Consider the following 26,165-nt stretch of genomic DNA (forward strand, 5'->3'; position numbering starts at 1 on the left):
CTACATACCGGATATCACAAGAGGAGAGAATTCCATGACCGACATCGACCCCACGCTCGCTGCGATCGCCGACCATTTTGCATTCGACGGTGACATTGAACAGATCGAACCCTATGGTGACGGACACATCAACGTTACGTATCTCGTGCGCACCACACAGCGTCGCTACATTCTGCAGAAGATGAACACAGACATCTTCCCAGACACCAAGCATTTGATGCGCAACATCGAATTGGTAACTGCAGCACTGCGCGCCTCGGGCCGTGAAACGCTTGAGATTATCCCCACTAAAGATGGTGCTTCCTACATTGATATTCCGCAAGGAGCGTGGAGGGTATACGCGTTTATCGAGGACACGGTTTCCTACAACCTGGTGCCCAACGCAGACGTGTTCCGTGAATCAGGCGCTGCATTCGGTGAATTCCAAAACTTCCTCGCTGGCTTCGACGCTTCACAGCTGACCGAGACTATCGCACATTTCCACGACACCCCGCACCGCTTTGAGGATTTCAAAGCCGCACTAGCAGAAGACAAAATGGGTCGTGCTGCAACCTGCCGCCCGGAGATTGACTTCTACCTGGCGCACGAAGATCAGTATTCGATGATTACTGATGGCTTGGCTGACGGTTCTGTTCCACTGCGCGTAACGCACAATGACACCAAGCTCAACAACATTCTGATGGATGCTAAGACCGGCAAAGCACGTGCCATTATCGACTTGGACACCATCATGCCAGGCTCCATGCTGTACGATTTTGGCGATTCAATTCGCTTCGGCGCATCCACTGCACTCGAGGATGAACAAGATCTCGACAAGGTGCACTTCAGCACCGACTTGTTCCGCGCGTACGCTGAAGGGTTCATTGGCCAAGTGCGCAACTCGGTAACGCCGCGCGAAGCTGAACTGTTCGCCTTCGCTGGCAACATGATGACCCTTGAATGCGGTATGCGATTCCTCGCTGACTACTTGGCTGGCGACACGTATTTCGCCACGAAGTACCCGGAACACAACCTCGTGCGTTCGCGTACGCAGATCAAACTCGTTCAGGAAATGGAAGCTAAGGCTGCGCAAATCCGCGCGATTGTTGACGATGTCATGGCAGGGGAGGAGCACTGATGGCACAGGCTGCAATGAATGCGCAAGGCAACGCATTGGAGCAGGTGTACACGGTTATCGACGAGTTAATCGACTATGCAACTCGACATCTTGAGCTGGATGAGCGTGACGCTGATTGGACGCGCAATCGTATGTTTGAGCTGTTCAGTCTCGACTCGTATCGCCCTACTGGAGCCTCGTCGAGCGATGATCTGCCCGACGAGCTGTTGACTCGATTCCGCCAAGCAGGTGTTGCTGCTGGCTTATTCGATGCTAATGAAGGCCCCGTGTGGGCTGATGTAGTAATGGGCATTCTCTCTGGCGCACCTTCCAAGGTAGAAAACCGCTTCGAGCAGGTTGAACGCGAAGAGGGCGGCATGGGTGCCATGCGCTGGTTCTACGACTATTGCGTGGCGAACAACTATGTCAAGAAGGCAGTGCTTGATCGCAACCCGCGCTTTGATTCGCATGGGCTGACAGTGACCATTAACCTTGCCAAGCCTGAGTTTAAGAACATGAAAAAAGCTGCGGCTGGCAACTCGGTGGCTGGCGGATACCCCTCGTGCACTATTTGCCATGAGAACGAAGGTTTTGCGGGACGCAACAAGCGCACACTGCGTACTGTACCGGTTGAATTGGGTGGCACCCCGTGGTTCTGGCAGTTCTCGCCGTACGGGTACTTCCACCAGCATGGCATTTGCGTGAACATGGAACACACGCCTATGCATGTGGACCGTGACACGTTTGAACACTTGCTGGACTTTGTGGACCGCTTCCCAGGCTACTTCCTTGGCTGCAACGCGGCGCTGCCCCGTATTGGTGGTTCTGTGCTGGCGCACGACCACTATCAGGGTGGTGGCGAGTTGCTGCCCATGCACCGTGCTGCCGCATGGAAGACATTGCATGCGGCTCAGTGGAGCGATGCTGTAGTGGAAATCCTCGACTGGCCGGGAACTGCAGTGCGCGTAGTATCGCCGTCACGCGAGACGATTATCGCGGTGAGCGATGCGATTCGTGAAGCGTGGGTTGGCTACGATAATGAGGCGCTCGGCATTGCTAGCCATGATGCTGACGGTAACCGCCAGTCGGCACTTTCGCCAAGTGTGATTGTTACCGATCGCGGTTATGAGATGAGCTTGATCTTCCGCAACAATGCGGTGAGTGAACAATATCCGGAAGGCGTGTTCCATGCGCATCCGGAGTTTTGGCCGGTTAAGCAGGAGCCGATTGGTCTGATTGAAGCGCAAGGCTTGTTTATTCTGCCGGGGCGTTTGGTTGATCAGCTTGGCGCGATTAAGCAAGCGCTTGCTGCTGGTAGCGATTTGCCGGAGTCGGTGAGCGAGTTCACGCTGGTGTGGGATGAACTGCGTGCTGTGCTGGGTGATAATCGTGATCCGGAAGCTATTGAGGCTGCTGTGCATGATGAGCTCGGCTCTATTTGCGAGCGAATCCTTGGTAATACTGCGGTGTTTAAAGATAAGTCCATCACGCTGTCGTTTATGCAAGCGTTGGGCTTTGAACAAGCGCAGTGACCGTAGCATGAACAGCGGGCCGGTATGCGGTGTGCTGTTCATGTGAGCGGTGTGAGATGTTGCTGACCGTCCCCGCATGTTCGATGTGCTGTTTTGTGCAGTTTTATGAACATGCGGGGATGTGCTATTTTGCGGCAACATCATCGTGAAACTGCTCGCCGGAGCAGATGAGTGTAGAGCTAATAGCCGCGCACAATGCTGATTTTCTGCGATTTTAGTGCGTTGGTATAGTGAGCGCGTACGAGCGTTCGTGCAGTTACTGCGATTGTTTGCGGCTGGTATATGCGAACGTCTTCGAAAAAAACCTGTTCGTTTTTGGTAGAACTTGGTTGAAAATGTTTGGATGTGGTATAGTGGTGACTGTATCGAGAGGGATACTGTGACGGCTAGCAACGAGCCTGCACGGTACCCTATGGATGATGATCAAGGAGAGCATCATGACGACCATTCTGGTCACCGGCGGCGCCGGATACATCGGTTCGCACACTGACGTCGAACTGCTTGAGCAGGGTTACGACGTGGTATGCGTTGACAACTACTGCAACTCTTCGCCGAAGTCGCTCGAGCGTGTTGAGCAGATTACCGGCGAGAAGATTAAGAGCTACGAAGGCGATGTACGCGATGAAGCGTTCATGGATCGCGTCTTCACTGAGAACAAGATCGACTGGGTCATCCACTTCGCATCCCTCAAGTCGGTAGGCGAGTCTGTTGCTAAGCCGATCGAGTACTACGACAACAACCTCAACAGCACAATCGAGCTGCTCAAGGTCATGCGCAAGCACAACGTGAAGAAGATCATCTTCTCCTCGTCCGCTACCGTGTACGGCACTCCGAAGGAACTGCCGATCACTGAAGAAACCCCGACCGGCGGTACCACCAACCCGTACGGCACCACCAAGCTGTTCGAAGAGCAGATCCTGCGCGACGTGCACGTGGCCGATGATTCTTGGACCGTCGTCATTCTGCGCTACTTCAACCCGGTTGGTGCTCACCCGTCCGGACTGATCGGCGAGGACCCGAAGGGCATTCCGGCCAACCTCACCCCGTACGTTGCCAAGGTCGCTATCGGCGAGCTCAAGGCCGTGCAGGTCATGGGCGACGACTACGACACTCCTGATGGCACCGGTGTACGTGACTACATCCACGTCGTCGACCTCGCCAAGGGCCACGTTGCAGTCATCAGCAAGATCGACAAGCCGGGCGTATTCACCTACAACCTCGGCACTGGCCACGGCTACTCCGTGCTGCAGGTTATCAAGGCGTACGAGAAGGCCGCTGGCCACGAGATTCCGTACGTTGTAGTGCCGCGCCGCCCTGGTGATATCGCTGCTTGCTACGCTGACTCCTCCAAGGCTGAGCGCGAGCTGGGCTGGAAGGCCGAGCTGGGCATCGATGATATGGCTGCTTCCTCAATGAACTGGCAGACCAAGAACCCGAACGGTTACCGCGACGCTGAGTGAATAAACTCTAGCCACACGGCATAAGGTCGTTGTGTTGTTTGCTGTACACGTGAACTGTACAGCACACAGCACAACGACCTTTTTGTATTGCCTATTGTCACCGCCAAGCACATGCGGCCCATACACACGTCAAGTGCAGAAGTGAATACATGGTGACGCGCGGATGTCGCGCAGTGGCCTGGTTCGCGTGTATAGTCGGATAGGTCACTTTCCGTGGCCACCTTATCCGCATCACGCATGAAAGGTGAGCCGTGTCAGAAGCACAGGAACCGGCGGAGACGCCGATGATCGGCAAAAGCGTTATTTCGCTTGATGATCTTTCCATTTCTCAGATTCGCGAATTACTGCACAAGGCGCAGTACATCGATTCCCATCGTCGTGAGGTTGCACATACCTGCGATGGTAGAGTTCTCGCCACGCTGTTCTACGAGCCGAGTACGCGTACTCGTTTGAGCTTCGAAACTGCAATGCTGCGACTCGGTGGCAAGGTGATCGGTTTCGCTGGCTCCCAGCTGTCGAGCGCATCCAAGGGTGAGTCGATCGCTGACACGCTCAAAACGGTGTCGAACTACGTGGACGTAGTCGCTATCCGTCACCCGAAGGAAGGCGCAGCACTCGTTGCCTCCCGCGCAGCATCCGTGCCAGTCATCAATGCTGGTGATGGCGGCCACATGCACCCCACGCAGACGCTCGCCGATCTGGCTACATTGCAGTCGCGCTTCGGCCGCGTCACCGATCTGACTGTCGGCTTGTGCGGCGACTTGATGTTCGGCCGCACCGTGCACAGTCTCATCGAAACACTGTGCCGCTTCGGTAACGTGCACTTCGTGCTCATCAGCCCCGACGAGCTCAAGACTCCGCAGTACGTGCTCGATCGCATTGACGCGACCCCGTCCTGCTCCTACACCGAAGTCAAGGATCTCGTCTCCGTAATCGGTGACCTCGACGTGCTGTACATGACCCGCGTCCAGCAGGAGCGCTTCTTCAACGAGGACGACTACCTGCGCCTGCGCGACACGTACATCCTCGACGAAGACAAGCTGCAGCTCGCCAAGGAAAGCATGGCCGTGCTGCACCCGCTGCCGCGCATCAACGAGATCGCTGTCGAAGTCGACAACGATCCGCGCGCCGCATACTTCGAACAGGTGAAGAACGGCATGCTCATGCGCATGGCGCTCGAAAGCTCTGTGGTAGGCGATGAACTGCCCGGATACGAACCGCTTGAAGCTAAGGAGGTCAAGGCCTGATGGAAGTTACCAGCATCCAAAACGGCATTATTATCGACCATGTGCCAGCTGGCACTGCGCTCAAAGTGCTCGACTATTTGAAGATCAACCCGGCGAAGACCAAGCTCGCGTTGATCATGAACACCGACAGCCACCTGTACGGCACCAAGGACATTATCAAGATCGAAGACGAGGACGGCAAGAAGACGCCAGCAATCGATCTTGATGTGCTCGGCTTGGTGGCGCGCACGGCTACGGTGGGTATCGTGCGCGGCGGCACCATCGTTGAAAAGAAGACGCCGACGCTGCCTGAGCACGTGGTGAACATCCTCACCTGCAAGAACCCGCGCTGCGTCACCACTACCGAGCGCGGTATCGACCAGATGTTCCACCTGACGCATTCTGAACGTCAGGAATATCGTTGCGACTACTGCGATGAGGAAGCGAAACTGTAAATGCTGACACTGCGCAACATCACGGTATGGGATACCGGTGAGGTTATCGATCTGGTAATCCCAGAGTCTGACGCCGCGCGGCTGTTCACTGAAACAGGAGCAGTAACGGACGGCGAATTCGACGCGACTGGACTGACCGTCGCGCCCGGATTCGCCGACCCTCACGTGCACTTCCGCGATCCTGGCCAAACGTACAAAGAGTCGATGATCTCCGGCTGCCGTGCGTCCGCATCCGGCGGTTACACCAACGTGCTCATTATGCCGAACACCGTGCCAGCAATGGACGGTGAACCAGTGAGCGCCGACGAGCCTGGAGCATCCGAAGTACTGGACGCAGGCTATGACACAGTAATCGACTATTTACAGCATTACGAGGCTGTACACGATGTCGCATTGCCAGTGTGCTATGACCTGTGCGTGTGCGCGTCAAAGGGCCGTGTTGGCGGTGAAGCAACCGATCCAGACCGTTGGCAAGAGTATCTGCCAGCATCTGCGACCGTTCACGGAAACGCTAAAGACGCATACCAGCTTGAGCATCCAGTAACCGCAGTCAGCGACGACGGTTCTGCAGTAACGCCTGGCATTCTCGATGACGTGCTTGTAAACGTCAAGAAGACCGGACTGTACCTGATTGAGCATTGCGAACATCACGATACTGGCGCAGTGAACGATGGCCCAGTAGCCCGCGAACTTGGTGTGCCCGGTATCCCCGAAGACACTGAATTAAAGATCGTGGCACGTGATATTGCTAAGGCTCGTGAAACTGGTGTTCACGTGCATTTCCAGCATGTCAGCACAGCGATCTCGTTTGACGCAATCCGCAAGGCCAAGGCTGAGGGACTACCGATCACCTGCGAGACCGCGCCGCACTACATCGCTCTGTGCGACGAGGATCTACTCAAGTACGGCACGCTGGCGAAAATGAACCCGCCGCTGCGCTCCGCTGCTGATCGTCAGGCGACGATCGCCGCAATCGCAGACGGTACGGTTGACATGCTCGCGACCGATCATGCGCCGCACACGCTTGCAGAAAAAGAGCGTGGCTTCCTTGACGCTCCGAACGGCATTATCGGCCTCGAATGCGCGTACGGTGTGGCACACAAGGTGCTGGTAGACGGCGGATATATCGACGATAAGCGACTTATCGAACTGATGTCGGTTGCACCGCAACGCCTGATGGGTCATGCGCCAACCGACGTGGCTGGACTGTTGAACACCTCATCCAAGTGCGCGGTCAAGCGCACACTGGACTTGAGCCAGGTTGAGCATCCGCAGAACGTTAATGTGGTGATTCTCAACACCAGCGAGCACTGGACCGTTGATCCAGAGCAGTTCCATTCTGCTGCACGCAATACGCCGTTTGGCGGTTGGCAGGTGACTGGCCGGCCGCTCGCGACAGTGATCGGTTCGAAACTGGTCTTCAGCAGGATCAAATAAGGAAAGGAAAACGTTATGGATCGACTGATTGAGGCGATCGAAAACGCGCAGAATCCGAGCGTAGTCGGGCTCGATCCGACGCCGGCACTCGTGCCGCCGCAAGTCGTCGCATCGTTTGCTGACGAAGTGAGCGATTCGGTCGAAGATCCAGCTGAAATCCCCGCCGCGCAGCTTGCCGTCGCCTACTTCGAATTTAATCGCACGATCATTGACGCAGTCGCCGACATTGTTCCTGCTGTGAAACCGCAGATCGCGATGTATGAAGCATTGGGGCCTGCTGGCGTTGACGTGTACACGATGACCTGCGAATACGCGGCACAGCAAGGTTTGTATGTGCTTGGCGACATTAAGCGTGGTGACATTGGCTCAACTGCGGCAGCCTACGCTGGCCATTTGAGCGGTGTTGCTAGCGGTGACACAAGCTTCGACCCGTGGCATGAGGATGCGGTTACCGTCAACCCGTACCTCGGTACTGATGGCATTACACCGTTTGTGGATGCTGCGACAGCAGCCGACAAGGATATCTTCGTGCTCGTACGCACGTCGAACCCTTCAAGCAAAGAGCTGCAAGAGCTTGACCTTGCCGATGGTGGCAAGTTGTATGAGCATGTTGCGGATCTAGTGGAAAGCTGGGGGAGTGCAACGATTGGCGAACATGGCTATTCGCGTGTTGGCGCGGTCGTTGGTGCCACCCACCCTGAAGAAGGTGCTGCACTGCGCAAGCGTATGCCGCACACGTTCTTCCTCGTGCCCGGCTACGGTGCACAAGGTGGTACGGCTGCGGGTGTTGCTGGCATGTTCGATGCAGACGGTTCCGGCGCGATCGTCAACTCGTCACGCGGCATTATTGGCGCATGGAAGAAGAGTGGTGAATATCGTGACAGCATGACGGCTGACGAAGCATTGAGCTTGGTCGCCTCCGCTGCGCGTAGCGCTGCGCAAGACATGCGCGATGATCTGCGTATCAACGTGTACCGCTGATTGTGCACGAATGAAGGCCGGTTGCATGCAGTACTCATGGTGTTGTGTGCAACCGGCCTTCGTGCGGTCCATGCCGTACACTGGACTACGGTGCTGATTGTTCACGAAGAGAAGAAATAAGGAAGTAATGCCCACAGCAACCTTCACCCCTACCGTCGACGTGGTCGCTGAGGCGACTGAGGCGGGCTATTTCCCCGGCCGTCACACGGTCGAGATCACTGAAGTCGCGAAGCTCACTGAAGGCGTATACCGTCTGACCTTCATCGACTCATATATTGCGAAGCACGCGAAACCTGCGCAGTTCGTCAATCTGTTTAGCCACGATCCGATGAAGCTGATGCCGCGTCCATTCGGCGTCAGCGAAGTAGACGGCGATACAGTAAGCATCATCTTCGCGGTCGTTGGCAAGGGAACCAGCGAGTTCTCCCAGCTCGGTGCGGGAGATACGATCGACGTACTCGGCCCGCTCGGCCGCCCCTTCAACACGAAGAGCGCGTCGCACTACATTCTCGTCGGCGGTGGCCTCGGCGTGCCACCGCTCATCTACACGGCGCAGTACCTCCAGTCGAACGACGACGTGCGCACCACCGCCGTGTTCGGCTACCGCAACGATCATTTTGCCGACCAGTACGTGTCCCGTTATGCAGATGCGACGGTCAGCATCGACGAGTCGGAAGGCAACGTGATCACGCTGCTCGACCGTATGGAAGCTGCCGGCGAACTGACTCGCGACGGGCTGGAGCCGGTAATCCTCTCCTGCGGTCCGCTACCGATGATGAAGGCGGTGGCACAGTGGGCTTCCAAGCGTGGCATCCCGAGCCAGTTGAGCATGGAACAGCGCATGGGCTGCGGCTACGGCACCTGCGTGGTGTGCGTGGTCGACACCGTGGACGGACGTAAGAAGGTGTGCTCGGAAGGTCCCGTGTTCACCGCGCAGCAGCTCGGATGGGGGGAGTGAATGGCCAACGGCATTTCAACCGGCGCACAGCCGATCAACGTGTACGAGAAGCACGAATGGAAGCATAAGACCGTCGTCGCTGGCGTCGAATGGAAGAACCCGGTCGGCACTGCCTCCGGCACATTCCAGCTGGCCGCCTGCCGCTGGTTCTACGACGTGAGCCAGATGGGTGCAATCTCCACTAAGGGTGTTTCTCCAGTGCCGTGGGAGGGCAATCCCGGTCCGCGTACAGCCGAAAGCCCGGCTGGCATGGTGAACGCAGTTGGCTTGCAAAATCCTGGTGTTGACCACTATCTGATTGACGAACTGCCCAAGCTCAAGGAGCTCGGCGCTACTGTTGTTACCAATGTGGCTGGCCACAGTGACGACGATTATGCGCAGGTTGTTGCCAAGCTTGCCGATTCGCCGGCTGACATGCTGGAAATTAACGTGAGCTGCCCGAATGTGAGCCACGGCGGCATGTCTGTGGGTACTGACCCGGTTGCGTTGAGCCGTTTGATTGGCCATTTGCGCAAGCTCACGTCTAAGCCGATGATTGTCAAGCTCTCGCCGAATGTCACCGATATTACGCTGATTGCACGTGCCGCTGTTGAAGCAGGCGCGGACGCCCTGAGCTTGATCAACACGCTGGTCGGTATGCGCATTGACATTCGTACTGGGGAGCCGATTATTTCCAACCGTACTGGTGGCGTGAGTGGCCCGGCAATCTTCCCGATTGCGCTTGGTTTTGTGTGGCGTGTGCGCCAAGCCCTGCCGGATATTCCGATCATTGGCATTGGTGGCATTGACTCCGGTGAGAAAGCACTCGAATACTTGTACGCTGGCGCGAACGCTGTCGAAGTGGGTGCGGCTGCACTCTATGATCCGACGGCGCCAATCCGCGTGGCACGCGAACTTGATGATTTGCTTGACTCTCGTCCTGAACTCGCGGCGAAACTGGCTGCGGGAGATACTTGGCGCTGATTGATTGTTGTGAATAAGGAGAATCATGACTACTGCATCGCTTGACCATCGTTTTACCGAGTTCCTGCTGGAATCGCAGGCGCTCAAGTTCGGCGACTTTACGTTGAAGTCCGGCCGCAAGTCCCCGTATTTCATTAACGCTGGCGCGTTCAACGACGGTCGCAAGATCGCCACGCTTGGCGCGTTCTACGCTGAGAAAATCGTTGAGGAGATTAAGGCCGGCAATCTGCCTGCTGACATTGACACTGTGTTTGGTCCGGCGTACAAGGGCATTCCGCTAGGAGTGTCCACTGCGATTGCGTTGACGTCCGCGCACGGCATGGAGGTCGGCTACACGTTCGACCGCAAGGAGAAGAAGGACCACGGCGACGGCGGCATGATGGTCGGCACGCAGTTGAAGGACGACATGAAGGTGCTGCTCGTCGACGATGTGATGACTGCTGGTACTGCTGTGCGTGAGGTCATCCCCAAGCTCAAGGCTGAAGCGGACGTCGAAGTCGTGGGCCTCGTGCTGTCGGTTGACCGCATGGAGAAGACCAAGGACTCCGACCTGTCCGCAGTCAAGGCCGTCGAGGCCGAGTTCGGTTTCCCGGTGTTCGCTATTGCTAATGTGCGTGAGATCTTCGAGGCTGGCCAGCACATCGAAACCTCCGACGGCCAGCCGTACGTGACCCCCGAGATCAAGGCCGCAGCCGACGCCTACCTCGAGCAGTATGGCGCCTGAATCCCGCCAAGTCCGGTACTCGGCCGGCTGATCAGGATCCGTGAGGGCAGATCTGGGATCTGGCCGCCGTCGCGGACGCATTTTCGCGAATTTCTTTTGATGGCTCCCTCCGACCGTTCGATGGTCGGAGGGAGTTTTTGTGTCGGCAGTGTCATGCCGAATATCCGATCGGTGATTTGTTCGCATATGCGTGTGGTGTACTGCGTGGCCAAATGACGCGGTGTACTATTTTCCGTGAAATCCAGATGGGCTTGTTGCGCGAATGCGGAAAGCAAGAAGCAATGTTTTGTCGGGGAGACCGTCAATGTCAATGCAGGTGCTGTTGATCATCATGGTCTGCGTTGTGGCTGTCGCCGTCACGGCGTTGGTCGCGATATTCGGAGTGCAGCATCATCTTGACGACCGGGCGAATCAGATGAGTGGGGGAGACGAGCTTGACAGGCAGAACGCCGAGGAGCTGCGTGAGATCTCCCGCAAGATGGACCACGCGAAATACTGGCCGCTGCCATAGTGTTTTCGTTGGCTCCATAAAACGTTGAAATCATGCGGTTTTCACAATCATGTACGAGTGTACATGGCATGATGTACGATCGTACATAATTGTTTCGGACGTTGCGGAAGCGTTTTCGCAACCGGCGGCCGCAGGAGACGAAGGGGAGTAGCATGGCCGATATGGAGACAGCATCACCGAGGCGGGCCGACCCTAACCGCAAGCAGAACATTATCGACGCCTGCCTGCGCGTCATCGCCCGACGCGGAGTCGCCGGAACGTCGTGCCGTGTCGTTGCCGCTGAGGCACAAGTTCCACTCGGCTCCATCACCTATTATTTCGATGGAATCCAAGATCTGCTCCACCAGTCATTCGATCAATTCGCCCGCCAATCCGTGCTCGCTTTCGCCGCTCGCATGAAAACAGCTACGAATGCTGAGGAAGCGTGCGAAGCAATCGCCACCAGTATTGAACGTGACGTGTTGAATAATCCAGCAGATCTTAATATCAATCTTGAGTTTTATACGCTTGCTGCGCGTGACTCGTCATTCCGCGACATCAGCGATCGTTGGATGTCAGCAGTGCAGAAAACCATGAACCGTTTCTTTGACGCGCAAACATCAGTGCTGCTCGATGCAATGATCGAAGGGCTTACCCTCCATCGAGCACTCGGCGGCGAGCCTAAAAGCCCTAAAGCTATCCGCGATGGCATCCACCGTATCGCATTCCAACGCTAATTGTTTGAACACCAGTAAATGCCATCGCGGAACATATTCAATTAGTCGATGAGCTTGTAGCCGTGCGAGGCGACGACTGACTTGAGCTTCTCCAGATACGTCTCTGCTGCCTTTGAGAGCTTCGCACGCTCGTTGGTAATCCAACCGACCAGCATCGTCTCATCGGTGTCAAGCGGAACCGTGACGATCTTCTCATTGTTGAGATCGCCGTTATCGATGCCGGTGCACACCGTATAGCCGTTAAGGCCGATGATGAAGTTCAGAATCGTAGCGCGATCGGTCACGTTGATCTGCTTGGGGGAGTACTCCGGCCAGACCGCCTCCTCGGCGAAGAAGAAGCTTCCCTCCTCGCCCTGCTCGTACTGGATGAACGGGAACGGCTTGAGGTCGTCCATCGTGACCTTCTTCTTGCCCGCCAGCGGATTGGTACGGGCGATGAACACGTGCAGCGGCGCGCGGAACAGCGGGTGAAACTCAAGATGCTTCTCGCGCAGCATCTTACCGATCACGTCCTTGTTGAAATCGGACAGGTAAATGATGCCGATCTCGGAGAGCATGTTGGCCACCTGGTTGATGATGTCCTTCGTACGCGTCTCGCGAATCGTGAACTCGTATTCGTCAGACTTGATCGAATTGATCATCTCCACGAACGCCTCGACCGCGAACATGTAGTGCTGAGTGGACACGGAGCACAGCTGCTTGCGCGGCTTCGCGTTCTTATAACGCTCTTCAAGCAAAGAGGCCTGGTCAAGCACCTGACGGGCGTAGGTGAGGAATTCAGCGCCATCAACCGTCAGCGCGATGCCCTGCGAGGAGCGCGTGAAGATCTCAATACCCAATTCGTTTTCGAGTTCCTTGACCGAGGAGCTCAACGCGGGCTGTGAAACGTACAGTTCGTGCGAGGCCTCATTCATCGACCCGCATTCGACGATTTTGACGATATATTTCAGCTGCAGCAGTGTCATAAGGAACAGTTATAGCAGGCGCTAGATACCGAACAGAAGTTATAGCAATGGGACGGGCGTTCTGATAGGCTGACGTGGTTATTAAGTCGATATCGAGCGACGGCACATAGGAGAGCGGGCGCGTGAAGACGGTGAAAACGCTGCTGCGGCACGTTGGTGAATTCAAACGAGATTCGATACTCACACCGATGTGGATGATTGGCGAAGTGGCATGTGAAATGGTCATTCCTCTGCTTATGGCCACGCTGATCGACCAAGGTGTTGAGCAGGGTGATATGAGCGTCATCGGTCGCACTGCAGCAATCATGGTAGGCGTGGCATTATGCGGTTTGACGTTCGGCTGCCTTGGCTCAGTGTTCGGTTCGCGTGCAGCCACCGGGTTCGCAAAGAACCTCCGTCAAGACCAGTACGACAAAATTCAAACGTTCTCATTTTCGAACATTGACCGGTTCTCCACGCCGAGTCTCGTGACACGTTTGACTACCGACGTGATGAACATTCAGAACGCGTTCATGATGATTTTGCGCATGGTACCGCGCGCGTTCTCGAGTTTGATTATCGCTATGTGCATGGCATTCGTGGTCTCTGGCACGATGGCCTTAATCTACCTCGGCGCGGTAATCATACTCGGTTCAATCCTTGGCGTACTCATGTCTATCGCCGCGAAATATTTCCGCCAAGCATTCCCCGAATACGATGCGATGAACGAATCAGTCGAAGAGAATGTCACTGCTATGCGCGCGGTCAAAGCGTTCGCTCGCGAAAGCATGCAGACACGCGTGTTCAAAGCCACGTCGAAACGCATCTACGACATCTTCCTCAAGGCTGAGCTAGTGCTCGCCGCTGTCGACCCGATTATTCAAACCACGGTGTGGGGCTGTTTACTGCTGATCAGCTGGGTTGGCTCGCATTTGATCGTACAAAACCAGCTCACTACGGGCGACCTGACCAGTCTGCTCATGTACTGCATGAACATTCTTATGAGCTTGGTCATGCTGTCAATGACGATCGTGATGATCACCATGTCATCTGCGAGTGCTCGGCGTATTGCTGAAGTGCTTGAAGAACATGACGATATGGCGGTTGCAGCCGAGCCTGTTACGACTGTGCGCGACGGGTCCATTGTGTTCGATCACGTCAATTTTGCGTATCCGTCTGTCACACTGTCTGAGAACGATCCTGCAGCGAAACGTCGCGCTGAAATGGCACAACAGCTCATCAATAGCGGTCCGGAGAATGTACTCACTGACCTTTCGCTCACTATTCCTTCTGGCACGGTTGTCGGCATTATTGGTGGGACTGGTTCGTCGAAAACCACGCTCGTTAACTTGATTCCGCGTCTCTATGACGTTACTGGCGGCAGTCTCACTGTTGGCGGCGTGGATGTGCGCGATTATGATCGCAAGGTTTTACGTGACAAGGTTGCTGTTGTGTTGCAAAACAACGTGCTGTTTTCTGGCACGATTCTGTCGAACATGCGTTGGGGTAATCCGAACGCAACTATTGACGATTGCCAACGAGCGTGTGCGATCGCGTGCGCGGATGAGTTTATTGACAAGCTGCCCGATGGGTACGAGTCAACCGTTGAACAAGGTGGTCAGAACTTTTCTGGCGGCCAAAAGCAGCGTTTGTGCATTGCACGCGCACTGCTTAAAGACCCTAACGTGTTGATTCTCGACGATTCGACATCGGCAGTTGATACTGGTACGGATGCGAAAATACGCCGTGCGTTCGCCCGCCACATGCCTGATGTGACGAAGATTATCATCGCGCAACGTATTTCTAGTGTGCAGGATGCTGACATGATCGTTGTGCTTGATAACGGGCATATCAGCGGTGTTGGTACGCATGACGAATTAGTAGCGTCGAATGAGATTTATCGCGAACTGGTTGAATTGCAAACGCAAGGTGGTGGCGATTTTGATGAAGACCAGTTTGCGCAGCTCAACAACACAGCCGAAGCGCAACATAGCAGTGATGTTGACGATGATAAGGAGGTGCGCTAATGCCAGGGCCAAGAGGCAATGCGGGCCGTAGGGCGGCTGGAGCGAAGAAAGCTCGCGAACTTGATCATCCAATGCGCACTTTTATGCGACTCATGCGGTTCGTGTTCGGCATGTACGGCGTGCAGTACAGTATCGTGATCGCGCTGATTGTGGTCACGATTTTTGCGCAGGTGCGCGGTAACTTGTTCTTCCAAACACTCATCGACAATTTCGTAATGCCGATGCTCGCCTCGCACCATCATGACTTCCAGCCACTTTTGAGTGCAATCGGCATTATGGCTGCAATTTACACGGTTGGTATTATCGCCAATGCGGTCAGTGCCGTGTTGAAAGCGTTTATTACGCAAGGGTTCATGATGAAACTGCGCAACCGCATGTTTGCACACATGCAGCGTTTGCCGCTCGGTTACTTTGATACGAATTCGCGCGGCGATGTGATGAGCTTGTACACCAACGATATTGACACATTGCGGCAAATGGTTTCGCAATCCATTCCGCAGATTATCAACTCACTGTTCAGTATTGTGATGATTCTGGTCAGCATGATCTACTTGAGTGTGCCGCTAACCGTTGTAGTGCTTGCAGTATGCGCCATCATGATTTGGATGACGAAAATCATGACCGGCAAATCTGGCACATATTTCTCGCGTCAACAGAAGTCAGTTGGTGAACTCAACGGTTATGTCGAAGAAATGATGAGCGGGCAGAAAGTCGTGAAAGTGTTCACGCACGAGGATGCGGCCAAAGCTCACTTTCGCGAACGCAATGATCGACTGTATGAGGCATCGAATAAGGCGAACATGTTCTCCGGGTTCCTAGGCCCGATTAACAATCAGCTTGGCTACGTGGCTTACGTGCTCTGCGCGCTCGTTGGCGGTTGGCTTGCGGTCAGCGGTACCACAGGGCTGACACTGGGTGCTTTGGTGAGTTTTCTGACGTTTGTGAAAAGCTTCACGATGCCGATTAGCCAAGTCAGCCAGCAGTTAAATGCGATTGTTATGGGTTTGGCTGGCGCGGACCGTATTTTCAAACTGCTTGACCAAAAAGTCGAACCGGATGACGGTAAGACGACGTTGGTGAGCGTGTGCGAGGATGCTACAACCGGCACGTTGAGAGAGACCGCGGACCGCACTGACCAATGGGGTTGGCGTTCGCCCGATGGCCAGATCACGCCGATGCGCGGCAACATCCGACTCGACCATGTCACGTTCGGTTATGTTCCCGGCAAGACGATTCTGCACGATATGACCATGTTTGCTAAACCCGGGCAGAAGATCGCGCTCGTCGGCTCAACTGGTGCTGGAAAGACCACGATTACGAACCTCATCACTCGGTTCTATGACATCGACTCCGGTACGATCACCTACGACGGTATTGACATCACCAATATTCGCAAAGCTGACCTGCGCCGCTCGCTCGGTATGGTGTTGCAAGATACGCACTTGTTCTCCGGCTCGATTATGGACAATATTCGTTTCGGCCGACTCGATGCTACCGACGACGAAGTAATCGCTGCCGCAAAGCTCGCGAACGCGCACACGTTTATTGAAAAACTGCCGAACGGTTACCACACACAGCTCACTGGTGATGGTGCTTCCTTAAGCCAGGGTCAACGGCAGATGCTGGCGATTGCGCGCGCAGCCGTCGCGGACCCGCCAGCATTGATTTTGGATGAGGCAACATCATCAATCGATACACGCACTGAGTCGCTAGTGCAAGCAGGCATGGATGAGCTGATGCGAGGGCGTACCACGTTTGTGATCGCACACCGTTTATCGACGATTCGCAACGCTGACTGCATTATGGTGATCGAAGCAGGCCGCATTATTGAACGCGGCACCCACGATGAGCTTATTGCCCAACACGGCCGGTATTACACGCTGTACACCGGTATACAAGGCGCAGTGCAGTAATGGGATTACAAGCGCACGCCAAGAGCGGCAAGTGATTGGCGTGCTGCGAGAGCATTCTCGAACAGAATGCCGTGAATGCCAACCTCATTGGCGCCTGCCACGTTCTTCGCAGTGTCATCGAAGAACACGCATTGCGCAGCGTTGAGACCAAAACGGTTCAACGTAAGCTCATAAATATCAGCGTTCGGCTTGAACATTTTTTCCACGCCAGAAACAACCGTGCCATCCAACAGCTCATCAAGTTGCGGGTATTTATCAAACGCGAAATGAATCGTCTCATGCGACCAATTCGTGAGACCCCACACGCCATATCCGTGACGTTTCAGATCGCGTACGAGTTCAAGCATGCCCGGCAGCAGACGATCTAACGCATCATCATAATGATCGATGTAATAGCGGAAAATGCCAGCAATCTCGTCGCCTTGTTCTCGCACTACATCGGGATAAATAGTGTCAAAATCTTCGCCTTCATCCATGCGCCCCTCGTAGCGGAAGAAGCCGTGCGGATCATCATCCGCGCAGATTGCGCTCACCACATCATCGGGAAAATGACCGTTGAGACAGGCTCTGACTTGCCAGTCGATGAGTACGCCGCAGAAATCAAAAATAACGTCGGTGATGGGGGAGTTGGGCATGAAATACCTCTCGAGAACGGATTGTGAATGCTCTTTTAGTGTACAGACAACGGTGCCTCTTTGCCGTGTATGCAATGTCGCACAGCAAAGAGGCACCGTTGGTATGAGTTACTTGAATGCGCTCGCGATTATGACAACAGCTGACGGAACGCGGCTGGAATTGCGGCGATCACATCAGAGGCAAGAATCGGTTGGCCAAGAGAAGCTGCCGAATGCGCTGATGGAGTGCCATAGATTGTTGGCGGATTAAATCCACGTTGGTCACAATCGGATGCGATTGCCGCAGCATAGCCATGCAAGTACGCTGCGTTAGCAACAGTCTCGGTAATTGACTCATCCTCATCCTGTTGCGCAAGCAACGCACCAGTCATGCCGGCCAACACGTCACCAGCTCCTGCCGTAGCCAACCATGCCGGAGCGCGGCCAGCTACGAGAATGCGTGGGCGCGTCGCACGAGCATCATGCGAATGGTCAAAGTCAATATCGGCTGCCTCATCGCCATCCAATGAGCCAACAGCGTGATTGCGCTCAGCCTCATCGGATTCATCATCATGCTCACTATCGCCAATAACAATGCTTACCGCGCCCTTGAGCAGCACCGTGGCACCGGTGAGCTCGTGCGCGCGCAACGCCCAATGCAATGGTTCAAGCTGCACATCATGCGCATCCACGTCCTCATCACGCTCAACCAGCAAAGCTGCGAGTTCGCCAGCGTGCGGCGTAATCACCACCTGTGGTGGCACCTCATCAGGCAGAAGATCTAACGCGCCTGCATCAACAACAATTGGTGGCATTTCAAACGCGAGTTCTGGATCATCGCCATCCTCACCTACCGCGTAATGCGAGAGGAGTTTCGCAATGGTTTGACGCTGCACATCAGCATCATCCTCATCCGATTCGCCGTCCGGCACGCCTGAGCCAACAACCCACGATTGCACGCGGCCTTTGCCAATCACTGCCTCCGGCACTGCTGACAACACCATTGAACGAGTACGCTCCGGGCCCATGTAGCGAATCATGCCCGTATTCGTTACTGCCGCAGCCTTGCTAGACAGCACTGCAGCACCGGGGTAGCGCACTGAACCAGTAATCAAACCGGTAACGCCACGCGAATACTTCGTATCTGCCAGTCGCGGCAAACGAATCGCTTCACTGGCATTATCGCCCGACACAACTTCAACCAGCGGAGCATGATCGTCAATATCAAATCCGAAATCAACGAGCGTGACCTTACCGCACGCATACGCAGCCGGCGGCAGAATGGCGCACGGTTTGAGCGCGCCGAACGTTACTGTCACATCAGCTGGAATATACGGGCCAATAATGGCGCCATCATCCACACCCACGCCAGAGGGAGTATCCACTGCTACAACGAATGGGAATTCGCCAGCAGTATCCCCATCAGGCAATGCGGTACGATCCGGCACGGTACCGTCCACGCCAAGAGAGGCTGCCATCGTGCCCGCAATACCACGCAATGCGCCGTTTAAGCCAATGCCAGTCATCGCGTCAATAATCACATGCGAATGCTGCGCAAGCTCAACTGCTGCGCGCAACCGTTCACCAGCTTCACCAGCACTAAATCCTGCTGCGCATCCCGGAATTTCAGATGCAGGGTCAAGAATCAGTACCTTACCGCCTGCGCGCACAAATGCAGCAAACGCTTCCTCATGAATCGTGCGACCAACCGCCACTGCAGTAACCGCTGCACCATTTTGCGCAAGTGCTGCCGCAGCGTACAAGCCGTCACCGCCATTATCACCCGCACCAACAAGCAGCGTTACGCGTGAACTTTCCAACGCCAAGCCCTCATCATCAAGCAGCTCGGCGACAGTGTGAGCCACAGCGGTGGCTGCCATACGCATTAACGGCACCCCGTCATCCAGCAGGGGACGCTCCATCGCTCGCACATCAGCCGCCGTATACGCAGCATGACGCAACGTGTGCAGCCTGTTCTCATCGCCTTGATCGGACATAACGGCACCCTCCTTGGTCGGTGAACATGCACTAGACTCCCACTTTACTCGCGCGATAGCAGTTACGCCCGGCGAGAGCACACTACACGCGTATAGGCGCATCATATGGTGACCGTTCGGTGGTTGCATAGTAACCATATGGTGGCGTGAACACACTGGTATTTGGCGGATTGTGACCGGTATGAATACGCCGATGCGCGCGTTGATAGTGCCATAATGTGCCTTGGAACTTCACGATTGCAAAGGAGCATGATATGAGCGAAGTTATTCCCGAGACGATGAAAGCCGTAGTGTTCGAACGCGTTGGCCACTGGGCAGTCAAAGAAGTACCCGTTCCCACAGTGAAGAATCCAACCGACCTGCTCGTCAAAGTGTTAGCGTGCGGTATTTGTGGCACCGATAATCAGATTCTGCTCGATCCTCCAGGAGCGCACGCAACACCTGGCGTGATTATTGGCCATGAGATGGTCGGTGAGGTTGTAGCCGTCGGCGATGCTGTAGACGCGTTCAAGCCCGGCGACCATATTGTTGGCGACAACAACATTCCATGTGGTCATTGCGCAATGTGCCATGGCGGTCAATATAACGAATGCGCCAACATGCAATCCATGGGCGAGAAACTCGACGGTTTCATGTGCCAATATCAGCTACTGCCACAAGCGCAAGCGATCAAACTGCCCGAAGGCACTCCGGTAGATACCGCAGTACTCTGCGAGCCAGTCAACTGCTGCATGGGCTCGCTCAAGGCAATTGATCTGCGCCCTGGCAAGAAATATGCTGTGCTTGGTTGTGGCCCGATCGGCTTGATTTTCATCGCACTGCTCAAAGCCTCCGGTGCTGGCAAAGTTGTTGCCACTGATATTGCTCCACAACGTCTCGAATGGGCGCGCGACCTTGGTGCTGACGTAGTATGCGGCAAGGATGATGATCCAGTGGCCGCGTGCAAGGACGTTTCCGCTGGCCTTGGCGTTGACGCGGTTATCGACGCAGTCGGCTGCCTACTGCCACAAGCATTGCAATGCGTGCGCAAGGGCGGCGACGTCGTATGCTTCGGCCTGAATGCAAACGGCAAGCAGATCGTCGATCAGAATGATTTGGCAATGCGCGGCGTCACCATTCACGGCACGTTCATCGGCCACTTTACGTTCGAAGCAACTGCACAAATGCTCGCCGCGGGCGTAGTCGACCTTGGAGAAATGATTACCGGACGCTACAGCATCGACGACTTTGGTGAAGCGCTCGACGCGCTGCGTTCTGGTCAAAGCTGCAAGATCGTCATCTACCCGAACGGCCGATAAATCAGCCGATAATCGGCGTATTCATACATTACGGCGCTCGCCGGCATCATCACACAGATGGCAGGCGAGCGCCGTTTTGTATGCGCGGATGCACCGATTACATGAGTCATAGATCGTATCGGCGTGTCGCCGGTTTACTTCAAGTACTTGAAGTTCGTAATGTGCGGGGTATGAGCACGACGACATGGCATACAATCCGCGAAGCCTCGATTATTTCAGGGCTGCCTGAATCAACTTTGCGCTACTACGAGCAGATCGGCATTATCGACCCTATCGCTCGCGACCCAAGCTCAGGCCATCGCGCATACACCGATGAGGATATTCAAGCGCTCGTTACCGTCTCCTGCCTCTCCGCTACGGGAATGCCGCTCGACGCGATGCGCGAGTATTTGCAGAATCGTTTCGATGGTCCTGAAGGCGCTCGCCGGCAGATGGAATTGTTGGACGCTCAAGCGTTGCGATTGGCTGCAAAAGCGGAGAGCATTCGCATGCAGCAAGCGTATGTGTCATTCAAAACGTTGTATTGGCGTGCGGTGGCTGAAGGCCATGATGATGAGGCGCAACGGTTGCTCGATGAGAATCGGGACATTGTCGAACGTGTGAAGCGAATCGCTGCCAAATAAGTGTATGGGCGGCGTGTAGGGCTGTATTGCCTGTTCTGTATGACCTGTTCTGCATGACCTGTTCACCAGTTGTGACAACTATTGATAGACAAAGGAGTATGAGGCTATGAAAGCAGCTGTTTTCAAAGGCGTGAAATCTATGGCGTGTGAGGAGCGCCCGAAGCCAGTGATTACGCAGCCGAGCGATGCCATTATTCGCGTAGTGCGAGCATGCGTATGCGGTTCTGACTTGTGGTTTTACCGTGACGGCGGCAGGCCAGTCAACACGCAGACTGGGCATGAGGCGATCGGTGTTGTTGAAAGCATTGGCGACGATGTGACGGTTGCAAAGCCTGGTGATTTTGTTATCGTGCCGTTCCCATTTAGCTGCGGTACGTGCCCAGTGTGCAAGGCTGGATTTGAATCGTGCTGCCCGCATGGCGGATATTTCGGTAGTGATGACGGTATGGGTTGCCAGGCAGAATATTTGCGCGTGCCTGAAGCGAACGGCACGCTGGTGACTGTGCCGGGCGATGCGAGCACGTTTGATGATGCCATGCTTGCTTCACTGTTGACGCTTTCTGATGTGATGTCAACTGGTTATCATGCTGCTGCTTCTGCGGAAGTTAAGCCGGGGGATACGGCTGTGGTATTCGGCGATGGTGCGGTTGGTTTGTGTGGCGTTTTGTCGGCAAAACTGTGTGGTGCTGAGCGCATTATTGCTATGAGTCGTCATGCGGATCGTCAGGCGATTGCTCGCGAGTTTGGTGCGACTGACATTGTGGAAGAGCGTGGCGATGATGCTGTTGCGCGCGTGCTGGATATGACTGACGGTTATGGTGCTGACGCTGTGTTGGAATGCGTTGGCTCAGCGCAGTCGAATGATACTGCGATGAAGGTAGCGCGTGCTGGTGCGATTGTTGGCCGCGTGGGCTTGCCGCATGGCGTGGAAGTTGACGTGCCTGGTTTGTTCTACCGTAATGTTGGCTTGCGTGGTGGCCCGGCTCCGGTACGCACGTATGACTTGCAAGGCTTGCTTGGCAAGGTGCTTGATGGTGATATTCACCCGGGTCGCGTGTTTACTGCCGAGTTCACGCTTGATGATATTCAGGCTGCATATGAGGCGATGGATGAGCGTCGCACGGTTAAGTCATTGCTGCGCGTGAGCGAAGTCTGATTGTTGAGCTTGCTCGCCTGCACAAGGTTGAGTAAGTCTGGGTGAATTTGCTTGCAAGGAAAGGAAAGCTACGATCATGTTCGATGAGCTGAAAAACCGGATGAATCGGTTCTGGAATGATGACAAAACACTGGCGCAAACCGATCCTGAATTTGTTGAGTTCTTCTCCAATTTTGCGTACGACGAGGTTATTCATGAGCCGGGTGCGAATCATCCTGATCTTGATGATGCCACCCGTTCAATGGCAATCCTTGCCACGCTGATTGGTTGCCAAGGGCTTGACGATTATGCGCTGATGCTGCCGGTCGCTTTAGACAGTGGCGTAACACCGGTTGAAGCTAAGGAGATCGTCTACCAGGCGGTTGCCTATCTTGGATTTGGTCGTGTCTTGCCTTTCGTGAAGAAAACTAATGAGATCTTCGCATCGCGCGGTATTGCGCTGCCGCTTGAAGGGCAGTCCACGACTACTCCTGATACGCGTGCTGCCGCTGGTGAGCAAGCCCAGATTGACATTTTCGGTGAGCATATGCGCGGATTCGCGCAATCCGGACCGGAAGAAACCCGTCACATCAACAAATGGTTGGCTGATAATTGCTTCGGTGACTATTACACGCGTGGTGGCCTTGACTATCGCAAGCGTGAAATGATCACCTTATGCTTCTTGGCAGCGCAAGGCGGTTGCGAGCCGCAGCTCACTGCGCATGCTGGCGCCAATTTGAAGGTTGGTAACAGCAAAGCATTCCTGATTGCAGTCGTTTCGCAATGCATGCCATATATTGGCTACCCGCGTACGCTGAACGCTATTCGCTGCATTACCGAGGCCGCCAAGCAAGTAAGCAAGTAAACGAGTAAGCGAGTAAAACGCCATCGAATAATCGTAAGGGCTTCGGAACGTAAGTGTTCCGAAGCCCTTACCTGTTGTATAAGAACAATCGCACAATCAGGCGATTTGCGCGAGCAATGCTGGCAGTTCAGCCATCGTGTCAATAACCGCGTCTGCGCCAGCCGCAACAAACGCATCGCGAGCTTTAACGCGCGCTTGTGCCTTGTCTGCATCAGACAGGTTTTCAAACTCGTCAAGGCTCAACGCCATTTGCGAGCTACCCTCGGTCACGCCAATGGTGAATACGCCAGCATTCTTGCCTTCGCGAATATCAGAGAGCGTGTCGCCAACCTTGGCTGCACGGCGCACATCAGTGACGCCCAGCTTTTCGAGGTTGCGGAACACCATGTACGGATATGGGCGGCCAAAACCGTTCACGCCGTCAGGGCTAATCCAAAAGTCAGGGGAGTAGCCGTTGGCTGCAGCCTGCGGTACCACGATTTCCATCATCTTATCGGTGTAACCGGTAGTCGAACCGATTGTGATGCCAGAGGCACGCAGCTGTGCAATAGCTTCCACTACGCCCGGCTTCGGGTCAGCAAAACCATCAAGAATCGACAGCAGCTTCGGCTCAAAATGCGCGTAGACAGCATCCGTATCCGCGTCAGTCGGCGCAGCACCATGCGCATCTTCCCACGCGCGAGCAATACGATTCATATGCAGCATTGCATTGATGTGATCATGCTTGAGCATGCCCATAGGCTTACGGGTCTCCGCCATAGTTGGCTCAACACCAAACTCGCGGAATGCCTCCTGAAAAGCACACACCGGTGCAAAGCACCCGTAATCCACGGTAGTGCCAGCCCAATCAAAAATCACAGCTTCAAAACGATTAGTCATCATCTTCCTTTGTTAAATGCTCAGTGGATACCGACTTCAGCCAGTTACCGAATTCAAGTAGCTGGTGGATGGCGGCAGGGGTGTTGTTCGACCATAATCAGCGCAGGCGTGTGCTACGCTCGCGTGCACACGCCGGAGCGATGGCCGAGCGGCCTTGAGCGTGTCGAACAACACCCCTGCCACCATCCACCAGCCCAAACGAGACTGCGGTGAGCCTAGTCTGACGGCGGCCTGAATGGACTCAGGCAGTAAGCTTCACATTGACCGGGGCTGCAGCCTTAATCGGCTCGCCAGCAGCATCCATTGCCGCAATCGCATCCGGCACAGAATCAGAACCAGTTGCAGCCTTCAGCAGTCCGCGCTCACCCATGTACAACGCCAGCAGCTCCGTCACCTTTTCAATGTCATCGGTGTAGATCTCACCGATGTTGCCAAGGCGGAAGGTATCCTCATCCGTGAGCTTGCCCGGGTAGATTGCGTAACCGCGCTCCTTGATGAACTCATACATGTCGTGGAAGTCGAACGACGTGCCTTCCGGGTAGAGGAACGTCGTGATGATCGGACCCTGGTTGTTCTTGAGGAACACGCGGAAGCCGAGTGCCTTCATGCGTGCGATGAGCAGGTGATTGTTGAGTGCGTAGCGGGCGGAACGTGCAGGAATGCCACCTTCGGCGAACATTTCGTCGAGTGCCTTGGAGAACGCGAGCACCACGTGGGTGGGGGAGGTGTAACGCCACTTGCCGTTGGCCTTTTCGAGGGTGTTCCACTGGTCCCACAGGTCGAGGGAGAGTGAGCGTGCCTTGCCCTTGGAGGCTTCGAGCTTGGCCTTGTTGCAGATGATGAAGCTGAAGCCTGGCACGCCTTGGATGCACTTGTTGGCGGAGGAGACGAGGAAGTCGATGCCCCAGCCGGCGACTGGGATGTCTACGCCGCCGAACGAGCTCATTGCGTCGACCATGAACGTGCAGCCGTGTGCCTTGGCAACGGTGGCGACTGCGGCGATGTCGTTGAGCAGGCCGGAGGTGGTTTCGGAGTGGATCATGGACACGTGCGTGATGGATGGATCGTTGCGCAGGTATTCTTCGACTTTGTTGGCGTCTGGAATGCGATCGTATGGCTCGGCGTACTGCGTGTAGTTGATGCCTGCGTGCTCGCAGATCTTGACCTGGCGGTCGCCGTACGCGCCGTTGGTGCACAGCAGTACTTTTTCATCCTTGCCGATCACGGAAGTCAGTACGCTTTCGACGCCGAAGGTGCCGGAACCCTGCATCAGCACGACGGTGTAATCCGTTGGGTCGCAGTGGGCGAGTTCAAGCAGCTGGCGGCGAATCTTTTGGGTGATCTGCTGGTAGTCCTCATCCCACGTGCAGTGGTCAAAGAGCATTTCTTCTTTGACGGTACGCGTGGTGGTCAGTGGACCGGGGGTGAGCAGCTTGTATTCGTTTGCCATGATGAGGGTTCCTTTCTGGATTCCGTGGATCTGTTTGGTGAGTCTAATTCGCTGCGTAGTTTATGCAATTATCTACGTAGTCTGTGGGTGGTAATCGGAGTGTCGTCTGTAGTTTTGATATGTAGTGGTTGATTTGCGTTTCGGAAAGTGTCACTTAGGTGGCGGTGGAGGGGGTGGGGCGGCATGTGTTGTGAGACCGTAAGCTTGGCCGAACGGCCTTGAGTGTGTCGAACGACACATGCCGCCCCACCCCCGGTGAAAAGTAGCGCCGTAGCCTTACTTGCCTTGGGCAATGCGCTTGCACTCGGACGAGAAGTCCTGATGCTGCTGGAGCAAATCAACGGTGAGCGGCTGGGGGAAC

General features: G+C 55.1%; 23 protein-coding genes. 18 read left to right on the top strand and 5 right to left on the bottom strand.

Annotated elements, in window-relative coordinates:
- Positions 1–34 precede the first annotated feature (34 nt).
- The 12 genes from D2E25_RS06525 (at position 35) to D2E25_RS06580 (ending at position 12,059) form a co-directional block, all read left to right on the top strand.
- A complete protein-coding gene (locus tag D2E25_RS06525; RefSeq protein ID WP_125981006.1) occupies positions 35–1,117 on the top strand; it encodes a phosphotransferase enzyme family protein in 1,083 nt (360 codons plus the stop codon).
- Positions 1,117–2,628: a UDP-glucose--hexose-1-phosphate uridylyltransferase gene (locus tag D2E25_RS06530; protein WP_420897331.1), complete on the top strand. Its 1,512-nt coding sequence runs from the start codon at positions 1,117–1,119 to the stop codon at positions 2,626–2,628. The genes D2E25_RS06525 and D2E25_RS06530 overlap by 1 nt, the downstream gene beginning before the upstream one ends.
- 437 nt (positions 2,629–3,065) lie before the next feature.
- Positions 3,066–4,088, top strand: coding sequence for a UDP-glucose 4-epimerase GalE (gene galE, locus D2E25_RS06535; protein ID WP_125981008.1), 1,023 nt, complete (start codon positions 3,066–3,068; stop codon positions 4,086–4,088).
- Positions 4,089–4,372: 284 nt separating this feature from the next.
- Positions 4,373–5,335, top strand: coding sequence for an aspartate carbamoyltransferase (gene pyrB, locus D2E25_RS06540; RefSeq protein ID WP_125981105.1), 963 nt, complete (start codon positions 4,373–4,375; stop codon positions 5,333–5,335).
- Complete coding sequence (locus D2E25_RS06545; RefSeq protein WP_125981010.1) at positions 5,335–5,769, top strand: aspartate carbamoyltransferase regulatory subunit; 435 nt, start codon at positions 5,335–5,337, stop codon at positions 5,767–5,769. Before pyrB ends, D2E25_RS06545 begins: the two co-directional genes overlap by 1 nt.
- A complete protein-coding gene (locus tag D2E25_RS06550; RefSeq protein ID WP_125981012.1) occupies positions 5,770–7,206 on the top strand; it encodes a dihydroorotase in 1,437 nt (478 codons plus the stop codon).
- A gap of 15 nt (positions 7,207–7,221) precedes the next feature.
- Positions 7,222–8,187: an orotidine-5'-phosphate decarboxylase gene (gene pyrF / locus D2E25_RS06555; RefSeq protein ID WP_125981014.1), complete on the top strand. Its 966-nt coding sequence runs from the start codon at positions 7,222–7,224 to the stop codon at positions 8,185–8,187.
- Between the two features lie 127 nt (positions 8,188–8,314).
- A complete protein-coding gene (locus D2E25_RS06560; protein WP_125981016.1) occupies positions 8,315–9,145 on the top strand; it encodes a dihydroorotate dehydrogenase electron transfer subunit in 831 nt (276 codons plus the stop codon).
- Entirely contained in the window at positions 9,146–10,108 is a 963-nt protein-coding gene (locus D2E25_RS06565; RefSeq protein ID WP_125981018.1) for a dihydroorotate dehydrogenase, read from the top strand.
- Between the two features lie 25 nt (positions 10,109–10,133).
- Entirely contained in the window at positions 10,134–10,832 is a 699-nt protein-coding gene (gene pyrE / locus D2E25_RS06570) for an orotate phosphoribosyltransferase (protein WP_125981020.1), read from the top strand.
- A 304-nt stretch (positions 10,833–11,136) separates the two neighbouring features.
- Complete coding sequence (locus D2E25_RS06575; RefSeq protein WP_241217062.1) at positions 11,137–11,343, top strand: hypothetical protein; 207 nt, start codon at positions 11,137–11,139, stop codon at positions 11,341–11,343.
- A gap of 161 nt (positions 11,344–11,504) precedes the next feature.
- The gene (locus D2E25_RS06580) at positions 11,505–12,059 is read left to right on the top strand and encodes a TetR/AcrR family transcriptional regulator (RefSeq protein ID WP_241217063.1); all 555 of its coding nucleotides are present in this window, start codon (positions 11,505–11,507) and stop codon (positions 12,057–12,059) included.
- A 41-nt stretch (positions 12,060–12,100) separates the two neighbouring features.
- Here D2E25_RS06580 and D2E25_RS06585 read toward each other — a convergent pair whose 3' ends face one another.
- Positions 12,101–13,024 (bottom strand): LysR family transcriptional regulator, encoded by a 924-nt coding sequence (locus D2E25_RS06585; RefSeq protein WP_125981024.1) that lies wholly within the window; start codon positions 13,022–13,024, stop codon positions 12,101–12,103.
- Positions 13,025–13,146: 122 nt separating this feature from the next.
- Between D2E25_RS06585 and D2E25_RS06590 the strand changes: the two genes are divergently transcribed.
- Together D2E25_RS06590 and D2E25_RS06595 are read left to right on the top strand one after the other, a co-directional pair.
- Positions 13,147–15,030 (top strand): ABC transporter ATP-binding protein, encoded by a 1,884-nt coding sequence (locus D2E25_RS06590; RefSeq protein WP_241217064.1) that lies wholly within the window; start codon positions 13,147–13,149, stop codon positions 15,028–15,030.
- A 71-nt stretch (positions 15,031–15,101) separates the two neighbouring features.
- Positions 15,102–16,943, top strand: coding sequence for an ABC transporter ATP-binding protein (locus D2E25_RS06595; protein ID WP_420897335.1), 1,842 nt, complete (start codon positions 15,102–15,104; stop codon positions 16,941–16,943).
- Positions 16,944–16,948: 5 nt separating this feature from the next.
- Here D2E25_RS06595 and D2E25_RS06600 read toward each other — a convergent pair whose 3' ends face one another.
- Together D2E25_RS06600 and D2E25_RS06605 are read right to left on the bottom strand one after the other, a co-directional pair.
- Positions 16,949–17,578 (bottom strand): HAD family hydrolase, encoded by a 630-nt coding sequence (locus D2E25_RS06600; protein ID WP_125981028.1) that lies wholly within the window; start codon positions 17,576–17,578, stop codon positions 16,949–16,951.
- A 128-nt stretch (positions 17,579–17,706) separates the two neighbouring features.
- Entirely contained in the window at positions 17,707–19,554 is a 1,848-nt protein-coding gene (locus tag D2E25_RS06605; RefSeq protein WP_125981030.1) for a bifunctional ADP-dependent NAD(P)H-hydrate dehydratase/NAD(P)H-hydrate epimerase, read from the bottom strand.
- Between the two features lie 254 nt (positions 19,555–19,808).
- Here D2E25_RS06605 and D2E25_RS06610 point away from each other — a divergent pair, with 254 nt between their 5' ends.
- The 4 genes from D2E25_RS06610 (at position 19,809) to D2E25_RS06625 (ending at position 23,475) form a co-directional block, all read left to right on the top strand.
- Positions 19,809–20,852 carry a zinc-dependent alcohol dehydrogenase gene (locus D2E25_RS06610; protein ID WP_125981032.1) on the top strand — a complete coding sequence of 348 codons (1,044 nt, stop codon included), beginning with the start codon at positions 19,809–19,811 and terminating at the stop codon, positions 20,850–20,852.
- A gap of 170 nt (positions 20,853–21,022) precedes the next feature.
- A complete protein-coding gene (locus D2E25_RS06615) occupies positions 21,023–21,475 on the top strand; it encodes a MerR family transcriptional regulator (RefSeq protein WP_125981034.1) in 453 nt (150 codons plus the stop codon).
- Positions 21,476–21,581: 106 nt separating this feature from the next.
- Positions 21,582–22,631: a zinc-dependent alcohol dehydrogenase family protein gene (locus D2E25_RS06620; protein WP_125981036.1), complete on the top strand. Its 1,050-nt coding sequence runs from the start codon at positions 21,582–21,584 to the stop codon at positions 22,629–22,631.
- A gap of 76 nt (positions 22,632–22,707) precedes the next feature.
- On the top strand, positions 22,708–23,475 hold the full coding sequence (locus D2E25_RS06625) for a carboxymuconolactone decarboxylase family protein (RefSeq protein WP_125981038.1): 768 nt from the start codon (positions 22,708–22,710) through the stop codon (positions 23,473–23,475).
- A gap of 96 nt (positions 23,476–23,571) precedes the next feature.
- On the opposite strand, the gene phnX is transcribed toward D2E25_RS06625, so the two are convergent.
- Positions 23,572–24,357: a phosphonoacetaldehyde hydrolase gene (gene phnX, locus D2E25_RS06630; RefSeq protein WP_125981040.1), complete on the bottom strand. Its 786-nt coding sequence runs from the start codon at positions 24,355–24,357 to the stop codon at positions 23,572–23,574.
- A 238-nt stretch (positions 24,358–24,595) separates the two neighbouring features.
- Positions 24,596–25,804 (bottom strand): 2-aminoethylphosphonate--pyruvate transaminase, encoded by a 1,209-nt coding sequence (locus D2E25_RS06635; RefSeq protein ID WP_125981042.1) that lies wholly within the window; start codon positions 25,802–25,804, stop codon positions 24,596–24,598.
- Positions 25,805–26,165 lie beyond the last annotated feature (361 nt).

Source organism: Bifidobacterium goeldii (assembly GCF_003951095.1).
GTDB classification, from domain to species: Bacteria; Actinomycetota; Actinomycetes; order Actinomycetales; family Bifidobacteriaceae; genus Bifidobacterium; species Bifidobacterium goeldii.

Coding starts and splice junctions, on each gene's coding strand:
- D2E25_RS06525 (WP_125981006.1), top strand. CDS start 35: ATGACCGACATCGACCCCACGCTCGCTGCGATCGCCGACCATTTTGCA.
- D2E25_RS06530 (WP_420897331.1), top strand. CDS start 1,117: ATGGCACAGGCTGCAATGAATGCGCAAGGCAACGCATTGGAGCAGGTG.
- galE (WP_125981008.1), top strand. CDS start 3,066: ATGACGACCATTCTGGTCACCGGCGGCGCCGGATACATCGGTTCGCAC.
- pyrB (WP_125981105.1), top strand. CDS start 4,373: ATGATCGGCAAAAGCGTTATTTCGCTTGATGATCTTTCCATTTCTCAG.
- D2E25_RS06545 (WP_125981010.1), top strand. CDS start 5,335: ATGGAAGTTACCAGCATCCAAAACGGCATTATTATCGACCATGTGCCA.
- D2E25_RS06550 (WP_125981012.1), top strand. CDS start 5,770: ATGCTGACACTGCGCAACATCACGGTATGGGATACCGGTGAGGTTATC.
- pyrF (WP_125981014.1), top strand. CDS start 7,222: ATGGATCGACTGATTGAGGCGATCGAAAACGCGCAGAATCCGAGCGTA.
- D2E25_RS06560 (WP_125981016.1), top strand. CDS start 8,315: ATGCCCACAGCAACCTTCACCCCTACCGTCGACGTGGTCGCTGAGGCG.
- D2E25_RS06565 (WP_125981018.1), top strand. CDS start 9,146: ATGGCCAACGGCATTTCAACCGGCGCACAGCCGATCAACGTGTACGAG.
- pyrE (WP_125981020.1), top strand. CDS start 10,134: ATGACTACTGCATCGCTTGACCATCGTTTTACCGAGTTCCTGCTGGAA.
- D2E25_RS06575 (WP_241217062.1), top strand. CDS start 11,137: ATGTCAATGCAGGTGCTGTTGATCATCATGGTCTGCGTTGTGGCTGTC.
- D2E25_RS06580 (WP_241217063.1), top strand. CDS start 11,505: ATGGAGACAGCATCACCGAGGCGGGCCGACCCTAACCGCAAGCAGAAC.
- D2E25_RS06585 (WP_125981024.1), bottom strand. CDS start 13,024: ATGACACTGCTGCAGCTGAAATATATCGTCAAAATCGTCGAATGCGGG.
- D2E25_RS06595 (WP_420897335.1), top strand. CDS start 15,102: ATGCGCACTTTTATGCGACTCATGCGGTTCGTGTTCGGCATGTACGGC.
- D2E25_RS06600 (WP_125981028.1), bottom strand. CDS start 17,578: ATGCCCAACTCCCCCATCACCGACGTTATTTTTGATTTCTGCGGCGTA.
- D2E25_RS06605 (WP_125981030.1), bottom strand. CDS start 19,554: ATGTCCGATCAAGGCGATGAGAACAGGCTGCACACGTTGCGTCATGCT.
- D2E25_RS06610 (WP_125981032.1), top strand. CDS start 19,809: ATGAGCGAAGTTATTCCCGAGACGATGAAAGCCGTAGTGTTCGAACGC.
- D2E25_RS06615 (WP_125981034.1), top strand. CDS start 21,023: ATGAGCACGACGACATGGCATACAATCCGCGAAGCCTCGATTATTTCA.
- D2E25_RS06620 (WP_125981036.1), top strand. CDS start 21,582: ATGAAAGCAGCTGTTTTCAAAGGCGTGAAATCTATGGCGTGTGAGGAG.
- D2E25_RS06625 (WP_125981038.1), top strand. CDS start 22,708: ATGTTCGATGAGCTGAAAAACCGGATGAATCGGTTCTGGAATGATGAC.
- phnX (WP_125981040.1), bottom strand. CDS start 24,357: ATGATGACTAATCGTTTTGAAGCTGTGATTTTTGATTGGGCTGGCACT.
- D2E25_RS06635 (WP_125981042.1), bottom strand. CDS start 25,804: ATGGCAAACGAATACAAGCTGCTCACCCCCGGTCCACTGACCACCACG.